The following is a 13,348-nucleotide window of genomic DNA, read 5'->3' as shown; positions in this document are numbered from 1 at the left end:
ATATGCCCCTTTCAATTCATTAAATCAGGAAATAAAATACGGAATAAATGCTAGATAAAATCATTCATTTTTCAGTCAAAAACAAGTTGATCATCGGCCTGCTTACACTGAGTCTGGTCATTTGGGGAGGCTATTCACTAATGAGGCTTCCCATTGATGCCGTACCGGATATTACAAATAATCAGGTACAGATCATCACCTCTTCTCCATCTTTGGCAGCTGAGGAGGTGGAACGCTTAATCACTTTTCCAATCGAAATCACCATGGCCACCATACCAGAGATAGACGAGATACGCTCTTTCTCCCGCTTTGGCTTATCAGTGATTACCATTGTGTTTAAGGAAGATGTAGATGTATACTGGGCACGGCAACAGGTAAGTGAACGCCTGACCGATGTACAGGCACAAATCCCACCGGGAGTCGGCCAGCCTGGGATGGCACCAATTACAACCGGGCTGGGAGAAATCTATCAGTATGTGGTAGGAACTAAACCGGGCTATGAAGATAAATATGATGCCCGTGAACTACGCACCATTCAGGACTGGATTGTCAGAAGGCAATTATTGGGTACTCCCGGAGTGGCAGATGTGAGCAGCTTCGGTGGCTATCTCAAACAATATGAGATTGCCATTGATCCCGACAGACTCAAAGCCATGAACATCTCCATTGCCGACATTTTTCAAGCATTGGAAGAAAACAATGAAAACACAGGGGGAGCCTACATCGAGAAAAATCTTAGTGCCTATTTTATCAGAAGTGAAGGCCTGGTGAGCAGTCTGGACGACATCCGAAATATGCTCATCAAAAACAATGAAAATGGAATCCCTGTCCTTATCAATGATGTAGCCAAAGTCCAATTGGGAAGTGCTGTAAGGTATGGTGCTACCACCCGTAATGGTGAAGGCGAAGTGGTCAGTGCTATTGTGATGATGCTGAAAGGTGAAAATTCCGCAGAAGTTATAGAAAATGTAAAAAACCGAATTGCAGAGATCCGCAAAACACTGCCTGAGGGCGTTACTATCGAACCGTTTCTTGATCGCACCAAACTGGTCGATACAGCCATAGGCACAGTAAGCAAAAATCTGGCAGAGGGAGCCTTGATCGTGATTTTTGTTTTATTGCTTCTTCTTGGAAATCTCCGTGCAGGTTTAATCGTAGCATCGGTCATTCCCCTTGCACTCATTTTTGCCTTTGGCATGATGAACCTTTTTGGTGTATCAGGCAACCTGATGAGTTTGGGAGCCATTGACTTTGGCTTAATAGTGGATGGAGCGGTGATTATAGTAGAAGCCACCCTGCACCATTTGGGTTTACTGAAGCTAGGAAGGAAATTGACCCAGCAGGAAATGGACAAAGAGGTCTATCATTCAGCCAGCAAAATCAGAAATTCAGCAGCATTTGGGGAGATCATTATTCTCATCGTGTATCTACCCATCCTTGCTTTAGTAGGGATTGAGGGGAAAATGTTTGGCCCTATGGCACAGACAGTGAGCTTTGCTATTCTGGGCGCTTTTATCCTTTCGCTTACTTATGTGCCGATGATGTCTGCATTGGTTTTGAGCAAGAAGACCGAATACAAACCCAATATTTCAGATAAGATCATGACTTTCTTTCATAGATTGTACGACCCTACAATCCGTTGGGCAATGCACAAACGGCCATTGATGATTGCCTTTGCTCTAGGATTGTTTGGCATATCCTTATGGGTGTTTTCCAATATGGGTGGTGAATTTGTACCTACCTTAGAAGAAGGTGATTTTGCCGTGGAAACAAGGGTAATCACAGGAAGCTCTCTCCAAAACACCATAAAAGCAACTACCCAGGCAGAAAAAATCTTATTGGAAAAATTCCCCGAAGTAACTCAGGTAGTTTCTAAAATCGGTGCTGGGGAAATCCCCACCGATCCTATGCCTGTGGAAGCAGCAGATTTGATGATTATTTTAAAGGATAAGGAGGAATGGGTTACCGCCTCTAACCGCGAAGAACTGGCTAATAAAATGGCCGAAGCTTTGGAGGTAATACCTGGGGTAACTTTTGGCTTTCAGCAGCCCATTCAGATGCGGTTCAACGAACTGATGACTGGGGTTCGACAGGATGTGGCCGTAAAAATTTACGGAGAAAACCTCGATGAACTTTCTGAATATGCAAGGCAGATTGGAAAACTGGTATCTGGTGTAGAAGGAGCCGTTGATCTCTATATAGAGGAAGTGACGGGAGTACCACAGATCGTAATTAACTATAAACGGGCACAGCTGGCTAAATTTGGCCTGACCATCCGTGACGTTAACCGCTCGGTGCAAGCCGCTTTTGCGGGGGCATCTGCCGGATTGGTATATGAAAACGAAAGACGTTTTGATCTGGTGGTTAGATTGGATAAAACCAACCGGGAGGATGTTGAGTCGGTTCGTAACTTATACATTGCCCGAAAGGATGGTCATCAAATACCACTGTATCAGGTCGCTGATGTAGAGATCAAAGAAGGCCCATACCAAATCCAACGGGACGATACACGAAGGAGGATCATAGTAGCCTTTAATGTGCGCAACCGGGATGTAGAAAGCATAGTAACAGAACTTCAGCAGAAAATTGATCAGTCAGTGGTATTGGCTCCTGGCTACACAGTTTCTTATGGTGGCCAGTTTGAAAACCTCGTGGAAGCTCGTGAAAGGCTTGCCATTGCCGTTCCGTTGGCTCTTCTACTCATTTTTGTTTTACTCTATTTCACTTTTGGTTCAATTAAGCAGGGCATCTTGATTTTTACGGCTATTCCACTTTCTGCGATTGGAGGCATTTTCGCCCTTTGGCTTAGAGATATGCCTTTTAGTATATCAGCAGGCGTTGGATTCATTGCATTGTTCGGAGTAGCAGTATTGAATGGAATTGTACTGATCAGCGAGTTCAACCACCTCAAAAAAGAAGGAATTACAGATATTTTTGAAAGGATTTACAAAGGTACGAGCGTGCGTCTCCGTCCAGTGATTATGACTGCTGCCGTGGCTTCCCTTGGTTTTTTACCTATGGCCCTCTCTCAATCAGGTGGTGCCGAAGTGCAACGGCCGTTGGCTACTGTTGTAATTGGGGGCTTGATTACAGCCACCTTTTTAACATTGGTCGTACTGCCCATCCTTTACTATTATTTTGAAAGAGGGATAAAAGTAAAACCAGGAACGGTAGCTCTATTGTTATTCATTGGTGTGTTATTCTTCCAGTTTCCTGAAGCAAAGGCGCAGGAGTCTCAAAAAATCTACCAATCGCTGGATGAGGCTATAAATACGGCCATTCAAAACAATCCCGGGCTTAAAGCAGCAGATTTACAAACCCAGCAAGAAAGGTCTTTAAGAGGTGCAAGTTGGAACCTACCCAAGACAAATTTCAGCCTTACCCACGGCCAGTACAACAGTATCTACAATAATGACAACCAGTTCAATATTTCACAATCCATTGCATTCCCTACCGTTTATGCCAACCAAAGCAAATTGGCAAATGCTCAGGTGGAAGCAAGTGAGTGGCAAAAGACAGCTACCCAAAACGAATTGGTGCGACAGGTGAAGGCTACCTGGTATTTCCTGTGGCTGGAGAAAAACAAAAGGCAATTATTGATAGAGCAGGACAGCATTTATCAACGCTTTGTAAGAGCAGCCAGCCTTCGCTATGAAACCGGAGAAAGCAACCTACTCGAAAAAGCAACAGCCGAATCGCAGGTAGCTGAGATTAAAGCCATGTTACAACAAAATCTGGCCGACATAGAGATTTACCAAACTCAGCTACAAACCCTCTTAAACATTGAGGGCTCATTGGACATAATGGCAGGCAAGCTTGAAGTACGGCAAAGTACTGCTCTGTTAGATTCACAAGGGATTACCAATAACCCTACCCTGGCGTGGTTTCGCCAGCAAATGAAAGTGGCCGAAAGAGAAAAATCAGTGGAGAAATCCCGGCTACTACCTGACCTCACGGTAGGTTATTTTAACCAATCGCTCAATGGACCAAATCAGGATATAGACGGCAATCCAGTGACCTATACATCTAGCGACCGTTTCACGGGCTTTCAGGTAGGCGTAGCTATTCCTTTATTTGGAGCAAAATCCCAAGGTTCGGTGATAAAAGCAACTGAACTCAAAAAGCAGGAAGCCGAGGCACAATTGGAAGCTATAACTAACGAATTGCAAGGCAGGTTAAAATCTCTGATTCAACAATACCAAAAATTTCAGGCCAGCCTTGATTATTACGAGCAAAATGCCTTACCACAAGCTGAACTTATTCTAAAACAAGCCCAAAAAGGATTTGAAAGTGGTGAAATAGGTTATGTGGAATACGTACAGGGACTCAATCGGTCACTATCTGTTCGGTTTAACTACTTGGACATCCTCAACCAATATAACCAGACCAATATCGAAATCGAATTCATTTCAGGCATTCAATAAAAGAAATCAACAATGAAAAATATAATAACATATTTCAACAGAATCTCAATGGTTGTTCTTATCGGATTGGCCATTACTTCCTGTAGTTCTAAAAATGAAAGAACAACGGAGGAACACCACGAAGAAGGTGATAATACTGTAGAACTTACTCAGGCACAATTTGAGCAGGCAAGCATAGTCGTAGGAACCTTTGAACAGCGGGTTATTGGCTCAGAACTCCGTGTCAATGGAATCATTGATGTACCCCCGCAAAGTAATATTTCAATTACCATGCCTTATGGTGGTTTTGTGAAAAACACCGAGATGCTGCCGGGTTCAATGGTAAAAAAAGGTCAATTATTGGTCGTGATTGAAAACCCAGAATTTATTCAGTTTCAACAAGATTATCTTGAAAGCCTTGCTAGTCAGGAATTTCTCAAAGCAGAATATGATCGTCAGAAAGAGCTATATGATGAAAAGGTGGCTTCCGGCAAGTCTTTTCAGCAAGCAAAAAGTGACTATATGGCCAATGAAGCCCGTATCAAAAGCATGGAAGCAAGATTGAAGCTGATTGGCTTCAGTGTTTCCAAAATCAAAGAAGGTAACGTTTCAGCCTCCGTCAATATTTATTCACCTGTAACAGGAGCTATTCGAGAGGTGTACACCAATGTAGGAAAATTCATCAATCCTCAGGATGTCATCATGGACATTACCAATTCGGACGATCTTCATGTGGAACTGACCGTTTATGAAAATGATGTCCCAAGAATCAAAGAAGGCCAACGCATCCGTTTTGCCCTGGCAAATTCACCTAATGAATGGCGTGAGGCAGAGGTATTCCTAATAGGCAGTGGCGTTAGGGAAGATCGTTCTGTAACTGTCCATGGGCACTTGAAGAAGATGCATTCAGATTTGAAACCCGGCATGTACATAGCTGCGAAAATTGAAACCGACAGTAATAAAACATGGGCCGCTCCTGATGAGTCAATTGTAAGGTTTGGGGGTAAGCACTATGTCTTTGTCTATGCTGGTGAAAGGTCGGAAGACGGTCAACAGATGCATGATTTTGAAATGTTGGAGGTGCAAAAAGGATCAAGTGAAGACGGTTTCACACAAATTAGTCTCTTGGAAACATCTTTGGAGATCAGCAGTCTGAAATTGGTTACATCAGGTGCATTTACATTATTGGCAAAAGCAAAAAATTCAGAAGATGAAGGAGGACACCTTCACTAATAAATGGCTTAATAGAGCCTTTATTTTAAGCTTAATCACCATCTTCTACAATCTGGTAGAAGGTGGTATAGCCACCTTTTTTGGCTCACAAGATGAAACACTGGCTCTGTTTGGTTTTGGTGTTGACAGTTTTGTTGAAGTCCTTTCAGGTATTGGAATTGCCCACATGGTTGTGCGAATGAAAAAGACCCCTATTGAAAGTAGAGATCATTTTGAAGTGACAGCACTCAAAATCACTGGCACAGCCTTCTACCTATTAGTTCTAGGGTTAATCATAGGTGCAGGTTTATCTATTTATTATCAATCAAATCCTGAAACCACCCTAGTGGGAATGATCATTTCTATAATTTCAATTTTGACCATGTACATTTTGTACAAGCAAAAATTGAAGGCTGGAAAAGAGCTGAGCAGTGAACCCATCATTTCAGATGCCAATTGTACCAGGACTTGCTTTTACCTTTCCTTCATATTGCTTGGCTCAAGTACTTTGTACGAATTATTCAAAATACCTTATGTAGATGCGATTGGAAGCCTTGGCATAGCCTGGTATGCATTTAAAGAAGGAAAGGAAGCATTTGAAAAAGCGAAAACCAAACAACTAAGCTGTACTGATAATTGTTGTTAAACCTCAATTGATTAGAAAATGCGTTTATATACACTGATGCCCGAAAAATTGAAACCTTATTTCTATGCCGAGTTAAAGCATTACAGGGAAAATTTTAGCAAGGGAAATTTAGAAAATGCTTGGAATCATCTTGAACGTGCTCACATTCTAGGGCAGACCTATCCTTGGCATCACAGCTACGTTCATTGGAAAATGCTCCTTTTTGGCATTCATATTAAAAGTGGTAAAGAAATCCTCGGGCAAATTCCAAGACTTCTTGTGGGAGGAGTGAAATCATTCGTTGGTAAAATTCCGGTTGGCAATACTGGTGGTGCAAACATTCCCCCACTAAAGCCCCTACCCATTTCAGATGAGTTACTATCTATTTTCAAAAAATCAGGAATAAAGAATTATGGGACATAATCACAATCATACATCTAAAAATTATGGGAAAGCTTTTGCTATTGGTATTGGGTTAAATACTCTCTACGTGGCAGTAGAAGCCTTTTATGGCTTAGCAGTCAATTCATCTGCATTACTGGCAGATGCGGGACATAACATGAGCGATGTATTTAGCTTAATCCTTGCCTGGGCTGCTATTTGGATTTCTACAAAGAAACCAAGTGGAAAGTATACATACGGTCTCAGGAAATCCACGATACTGGCATCACTTTTCAATGGCTTGCTCATTATCATTGCTTCAGGCTTTATTTTATGGGATGCCATTCAAAAGATTCAAAACCCTATCGAAGTTCCTGGAAACACCATCATCATTGTAGCCAGCATTGGCCTAATAGTCAATACAGGTACCGCACTAATGTTTATAAAGGGTCAGGATGACCTGAACATAAAGGGAGCTTTTTTGCACATGGCCGCAGATGCGGGTGTAACCCTAGCGGTGCTCATTGGTGGTTTGGTAATGAAATATACAGGGGCATTTTGGGTTGACCCTGTGCTTAGTTTTCTAATCGTAGGAGTTATTTTGTATGGCACATGGGGCTTGCTTTCAGACTCAGTCAAATTAGCAATTGATGCAGTTCCCGAAAAAATCGACCTGAATGAGGTCAAGCATTTTCTTGAAAAAATTGAATGTGTAGAAGAAGTTCACGACCTGCATATCTGGGCTATGAGTACTACGGAAACAGCCTTGACAGCCCATCTCGTAATTCCATATGGCTGTGAAGACCAGCTACTATATGACATCAGAGAAAAGCTACATGATATGTTTGAGATCACCCATACCACTTTGCAAGTAGAGAAAGGTTGGGATGATGATCAGTACAGACCTTACAATAATTAACTAAACCAATTCCACATCCATGTGCTTCCAGTAAGTTCATTGCGTTCGTTCAAAACATAAAAGCAACATGAATAAGAAGAAGATTAAATGTGCTTGTTTAGGGGACGTTTTCAATCTACCCGTTACCCAATTAACCTATCAATTCTAAATCATATTATTTCATAATTCTGTAAAAGAGTAGCATAATTCTATAAAACAACAACCGCTTTATTTTCGTATCTTTGAAGTAAGTGAAAAGAATAATATCCATAACGCTCGCTTTACTCATGTTGGTTTCCAGCGTGGGATTTTCAATGAACACCCATTTTTGTGGTGGTGAGGCGGTGGAGACCTCTTTTTCAATCGGGCTTCATAATCCTGATTGTGGTATGCCCGACATGGATAGAGAGTGCGAATCCATTCCATCCAAAGAGAAACAAATAAAGCAGAAACCTTGCTGTGAAAATCAACATCAGTTATTGCAGTTGGATGAAAATGCAGATGTACAAATCACATCTATTGAAGTTAACCCTGTTTTCTTAGTTGCATTCATCCATTCGTTTGTTCAGCCTGTTTTATTTGCTGATCAATCTTTTATTCATAACACCTATTATTCTCCCCCCATTCCTGACAGGGACATTCAAGTCCTTTTTCAGACGTTTTTGATTTAAGCCATATACTACATTTTGATGTTCCTTGTCCTGTGACTCTGGAGCATAGTGGCATTTATTGCCATTGAACAATCTATTTCTGTTCAATCAAACTCAAATGTATTATGCTTAATAAAATCATTAAATATTTCTTAGAGAATAAGTTAGTCACTATTCTCGTTCTCACAGGTTTTGTAGCCTGGGGAATTGTAACTGCACCATTCGGGTGGAAAGTTGGTGCATTGCCTTCTGACCCTGTCCCTGTGGATGCCATACCGGACATTGGCGAAAACCAACAAATCGTTTTCACCCAGTGGTCAGGCCGTTCACCTCAGGATATAGAGGATCAAATCTCCTATCCATTGACTACCTATTTATTAGGAATACCTGGTGTTAAATCAATCAGGAGTTCATCTATTTTCGGATTTTCCAGTATCTATATCATCTTCTCAGAAGATGTAGAATTCTATTGGTCTCGTTCCAGAATACTTGAAAAACTCAATTCCCTGCCATCGGGGCTATTACCCGAGGGTGTTCAGCCAGCTTTGGGGCCGGATGCAACCGCCTTGGGTCAAGTCTATTGGTACACCCTCGAAGGAAGGGATAAAGACGGCAACCCCACTGGTGGTTGGGATTTACATGAAATACGTACAGTACAGGATTTCTATGTAAAGTATGGCCTCAATGCAACCGAAGGAGTATCAGAAGTTGCTTCTATTGGTGGTTTTGTTAAAGAATACCAGATTGACGTGAATCCTGATGCCCTGAAAGCCTATAATATTCCGCTTCACAGGGTGATGCAGGCAGTACAAAAATCCAATAAAGATGTAGGTGCCAAAACCATTGAAATAAACCAAGCCGAATACTTAGTACGAGGTTTAGGTTATGTCAAAAAAGTACAAGACATAGAGAAGGCCGTAGTTGCGGTACAAGATAACGTACCGATTAGAATAAAGGATATAGGAGTTGTAACACTCGGCCCTGCAACAAGGCGGGGTATCCTAGATAAGGATGGTGCAGAAGTAGTGGGTGGTGTAGTGGTGGCCAGATATGGAGCAAACCCTTTACAAGTAATTAATAATGTAAAAGATAAAATCAATGAAATTGCGCCTGGTCTTCCAAAGAAAACATTAGCTGACGGCAGAGAGAGCCAGCTAACAATTGTTCCGTTCTATGACCGCTCAGAATTGATTTACGAGACCTTAGGCACACTAGAAGAAGCTTTATCACTGGAAATACTCATCACTATTTTGGTGGTAATTGTGATGGTTTACAACCTAAGAGCTTCATTCCTCATTTCCAGCCTTCTTCCTATTGCCGTACTCATGGTTTTTATTGCCATGCACTATTTTGGTGTAGATGCAAACATTGTGGCACTATCAGGAATTGCCATTGCTATTGGTACAATGGTGGATTTAGGAATCATCCTTTCTGAAAATATCATAAAACATATAGACGAAGCACCTCCCGGCCAAAAACTTATTGAAACTATTTACAACGGAGCATCAGAAGTAGCCACTGCAATTCTAACTGCTGTATCTACTACCATCGTTAGTTTTATTCCTGTATTTACCATGCAGGCAGCCGAAGGTAAGCTGTTTGGTCCATTGGCATTTACAAAGTCATTTGCACTTTTAGCTGCTTTGATCGTTTCCTTACTGATTCTCCCCACCCTCGCACATTGGTTTTTTGGCTTCAATATCAAGAATAAGTTTCTGAAAAAGTATGGCCATTATGGTTTAGTATTCGTGGGAATTGTTAGCCTCATTTTAGGGCAGATTTGGGCTGGTGTACTGCTCATTCTTTTCGGTGCTATAGGTATCATCAAAAACTTGGAAAGGATTAAGAGTAAAAAACTTTCACGAATCTGGAAATTCTTACTGAGCTATGCGGAGTTGATTGTTGTACTTATTGGCGTAGTATGGCTTTTGGCTAAATACTGGCTGCCTTTAGGAGCTTCTCAGTCTCTATTCATCAACTTCATTTTTGTATCCTTACTTGTGGGTTGTATTCTGGGTGGTTTTACCCTGTTGGAATATCAGTATAAACAAATACTCAACTGGTGTTTGAACAACAAGATAAAGTTCCTGTTCATACCGACATTCCTGATTTTTTTAGGGGCAACTATCTGGCTTGGCTTCAATAGCGTTTTTGGCTTTGTTTCAAAAAGCTTTGAAAAGGTAGGATGGAATATCAATCAAACGAAAGGATGGTCAACTATGGTACATACCTTTCCGGGGATTGGTAAAGAATTTATGCCTTCCCTTGATGAAGGTAGCTTTTTGTTGATGCCTACATCTATGCCTCACTCCGGGGTAGAATACAATCGCAAAGTGGTTGGCCAATTGGATATGTTGCTCACAAATATCCCGGAAGTTGAATTGACTGTAGGCAAACTGGGACGGGTAGAATCTGCACTAGATCCTGCACCCATATCCATGTATGAGAATATTATCAATTACAAATCCGAATACATTCTCAATAAAAAAGGGCACAGACAGAGATTCAAGGTCGATACAGACAATAGATTTATTACCGTATCCGGTGATACTCTAACCAACGCTGAAGGTTTGGAGCGAGGAATAGAGGCGAATGAATTAATTGCTGATGAAAATGGTGAGTATTACCGCAACTGGAGAGACCACATCAAATCTCCCGATGACATTTGGAATGAAATAGTCATTGTAACCAAATTACCAGGGGTTACTTCTGCACCTAAACTTCAACCTATAGAAACCCGATTGGTCATGCTCCAAACAGGGATGAGAGCACCAATGGGCATAAAGGTGTATGGCCCTGACCTAAAAACCATCGAGAACTTCGGTTTACAATTAGAAAATATCCTGAAAGAAGTTCCATCGGTTAAGGCAGAAGCCGTTTTTGCAGATAGAATTGTAGGTAAACCGTACATCCATCTCAACATTAACAGGGATGAAATTTCACGATATGGATTGAATATAGAAGATGTGCAGCAGACGATTGAGACTGCTATTGGTGGTATGAAAATAACCTCTACCGTAGAAGGACGTGAACGCTTTCCTGTAAGAGTGCGCTATCCAAGAGAATTAAGGGACGACCCTGAAGCATTGGGGAAAATACTGATGCCTACACCAACTGGTGCACAAATTCCTTTATCTCAAATAGTAGATTTTGAATACATAAGAGGGCCACAAGCTATAAAAAGCGAAGAAACCTTTCTTGTGGGTTATGTACTATTTGACAAGCGAGATGGGTTCTCTGAGGTCACAGTAGTTAATGATGCTCAAAAGACAATTCAAGACAAAATTGACTCAGGTGAATTAAACGTGCCCTCTGGGGTGAGCTACAAATTCTCCGGTAGTTATGAAAATCAGGTTCGTGCAGAGAAACGACTATCCATTATCGTTCCGCTGGTACTGGGTATCGTATTCCTAATTCTTTACTTCCAATTCAAATCTGTTTCTACTTCGCTCATGGTATTTACAGGTATTGCTATGGCATTTAGCGGAGGGTTTATTATGCTCTGGCTATATGGTCAGGATTGGTTTGTAGATTTTTCATTATTCGGCACCAATATTCGAGAGCTATTTCAAATGCATACCGTCAATTTAAGTGTAGCGGTATGGGTAGGATTTATAGCCCTATTTGGTGTAGCCACCGATGATGGTGTTTTGATTGCTACCTACCTGGATCAAAGTTTTGAACGCAATAAGCCCGCCACTATTGAAGAAGTAAGACAGGCGGTAATTGAAGCAGGACTCAGAAGAATAAAGCCCGCTTTGATGACAGTGGGTACAACCATGATTGCATTGTTACCTGTACTTACTTCTACAGGTCGTGGTTCCGACATCATGATACCTATGGCAATCCCATCATTCGGTGGCATGGCCTTCGCATTAATCAGCATTTTCATTGTACCTGTGATTTATTGCTGGAGAGAAGAACGTAAAATCCTAAAAGCACAATCATGAAAAAGTACATTATAATTACAGTCATCACTTTGGGATTTTCTATTTTGGCAAATGCCCAATCCCTAGATGAATATTTCAAAATTGCTGCTGAAAACAATCCGGGACTACAAGCTAAATACAAGTCTTTTGAAGCAGCGATGGAGCGGGTTGCACAAGTGAGCAGCTTACCAGATCCAAATTTGTCTTTTGGCTATTTTGTATCTCCAGTAGAAACTCGTGTAGGCCCACAAAGAGCACGTTTTTCTTTGACACAAATGTTCCCTTGGTTTGGCACTTTAAAAGCTCAGGAGAATGTGGCTACATTAATGGCAGAGGCCAAGTATCAGGAGTTTCTTGATGCCCGAAACAAACTACATTATCAAGTGTCTGCGGCATATTACCCACTTTATGAACTACATAGACTTATAGCAATAGAGGAGGAAAATACAAGTATTTTATCGTCCTACAAAGACATTGCTACCGTCAAGTTTCAGAATGGTAAAGGTGCAATGGTGGATGTGTTGCGGGTAGAAATCATGCTCAAAGATGCAGCAACCAATTTGTCCATTTTGAAGCAAAAGAAAAAGCCACTTGAAACCCGTTTCAACACACTACTGAATCGACAGGAAGACGAGACAATTATCGTTCAGGATTCATTGTATGTAGAAAACTTGCCTTTAACATATCGAAGGGATTCTCTATTGACTTCCAATCCATTACTCGATGAGTTGAACTTAAAAATAAAGGCAAGTGAAGCTCAGGAATTAGCCGCAACCAAACAAGGTATGCCTAAAATCGGTGTAGGCTTAGATTATGTCATTGTTGGCCAACGAACAGATATGTCTGTTCCTGATAATGGTCAGGACGTATTGATGCCGATGGTGACTATGAGCCTCCCTATTTTCAGAGGTAAATACAAGGCAGCTCAGAAGGAAGCCCAACTGATGCAGGAATCTTATGCGCTACAAAAAGAAGATGCGGTAAACAGACTTACAAGCACGTACGAAATGATTTGGTTCGAAATTCAAAAGCAACTCGACCAAATCATACTTTATGAAGAACAGATCATGACATCTCAGCAGTCTTTGAATCTACTTTTTACCGCTTATGGCAATTCAGGAAAGGACTTTGAAGAGGTCCTCAGAATGCAACAACAAATTCTAAAGTATCAAAAAATGAAAGCTACTGCCTTGTCTGATTACAACATAGCAATAGCAGAACTCGATTATATCACAGCTAAAACGAAATAA

8 protein-coding genes are annotated in these 13,348 nt (G+C 41.3%); all 8 read left to right on the top strand.

Annotated elements, in window-relative coordinates; genetic code table 11:
- Nucleotides 1–47: 47 nt before the first annotated feature.
- The 8 genes from GV030_RS02420 to GV030_RS02385 all read left to right on the top strand — a co-directional run bounded on the left by GV030_RS02420 (nucleotide 48) and on the right by GV030_RS02385 (nucleotide 13,348).
- Nucleotides 48–4,424 (top strand): CusA/CzcA family heavy metal efflux RND transporter, encoded by a 4,377-nt coding sequence (locus GV030_RS02420; protein ID WP_159579446.1) that lies wholly within the window; start codon nucleotides 48–50, stop codon nucleotides 4,422–4,424.
- 12 nt (nucleotides 4,425–4,436) lie between these two features.
- Nucleotides 4,437–5,636, top strand: a complete 1,200-nt coding sequence (locus GV030_RS02415; RefSeq protein ID WP_159579444.1) for an efflux RND transporter periplasmic adaptor subunit — start codon at nucleotides 4,437–4,439, stop codon at nucleotides 5,634–5,636.
- Nucleotides 5,614–6,261: a cation transporter gene (locus GV030_RS02410; protein ID WP_159579442.1), complete on the top strand. Its 648-nt coding sequence runs from the start codon at nucleotides 5,614–5,616 to the stop codon at nucleotides 6,259–6,261. The genes GV030_RS02415 and GV030_RS02410 overlap by 23 nt, the downstream gene beginning before the upstream one ends.
- 18 nt (nucleotides 6,262–6,279) lie before the next feature.
- Nucleotides 6,280–6,663, top strand: coding sequence for a DUF3703 domain-containing protein (locus GV030_RS02405; protein WP_159579440.1), 384 nt, complete (start codon nucleotides 6,280–6,282; stop codon nucleotides 6,661–6,663).
- Nucleotides 6,653–7,540 (top strand): cation diffusion facilitator family transporter, encoded by an 888-nt coding sequence (locus GV030_RS02400; protein ID WP_159579438.1) that lies wholly within the window; start codon nucleotides 6,653–6,655, stop codon nucleotides 7,538–7,540. Before GV030_RS02405 ends, GV030_RS02400 begins: the two co-directional genes overlap by 11 nt.
- A gap of 230 nt (nucleotides 7,541–7,770) precedes the next feature.
- A complete protein-coding gene (locus tag GV030_RS02395) occupies nucleotides 7,771–8,190 on the top strand; it encodes a hypothetical protein (protein ID WP_159579436.1) in 420 nt (139 codons plus the stop codon).
- 104 nt (nucleotides 8,191–8,294) lie between these two features.
- Entirely contained in the window at nucleotides 8,295–12,119 is a 3,825-nt protein-coding gene (locus tag GV030_RS02390; RefSeq protein WP_159579434.1) for an efflux RND transporter permease subunit, read from the top strand.
- Nucleotides 12,116–13,348 (top strand): TolC family protein, encoded by a 1,233-nt coding sequence (locus GV030_RS02385; RefSeq protein WP_159579432.1) that lies wholly within the window; start codon nucleotides 12,116–12,118, stop codon nucleotides 13,346–13,348. The genes GV030_RS02390 and GV030_RS02385 overlap by 4 nt, the downstream gene beginning before the upstream one ends.

Origin of the sequence: Marinoscillum sp. 108 (assembly GCF_902506655.1) — a bacterium.
GTDB lineage: Bacteria > Bacteroidota > Bacteroidia > Cytophagales > Cyclobacteriaceae > Marinoscillum > Marinoscillum luteum.
The sequence above is the reverse complement of the archived record's forward strand: the minus strand, read 5'-3'. Positions and strand labels throughout refer to the sequence as shown.

Excerpts from the sequence above, each read along its gene's own strand:
- GV030_RS02420 (WP_159579446.1), top strand. The coding sequence starts at position 48 with ATGCTAGATAAAATCATTCATTTTTCAGTCAAAAACAAGTTGATCATC.
- GV030_RS02415 (WP_159579444.1), top strand. The coding sequence starts at position 4,437 with ATGAAAAATATAATAACATATTTCAACAGAATCTCAATGGTTGTTCTT.
- GV030_RS02410 (WP_159579442.1), top strand. The coding sequence starts at position 5,614 with ATGAAGGAGGACACCTTCACTAATAAATGGCTTAATAGAGCCTTTATT.
- GV030_RS02405 (WP_159579440.1), top strand. The coding sequence starts at position 6,280 with ATGCGTTTATATACACTGATGCCCGAAAAATTGAAACCTTATTTCTAT.
- GV030_RS02400 (WP_159579438.1), top strand. The coding sequence starts at position 6,653 with ATGGGACATAATCACAATCATACATCTAAAAATTATGGGAAAGCTTTT.
- GV030_RS02390 (WP_159579434.1), top strand. The coding sequence starts at position 8,295 with ATGCTTAATAAAATCATTAAATATTTCTTAGAGAATAAGTTAGTCACT.
- GV030_RS02385 (WP_159579432.1), top strand. The coding sequence starts at position 12,116 with ATGAAAAAGTACATTATAATTACAGTCATCACTTTGGGATTTTCTATT.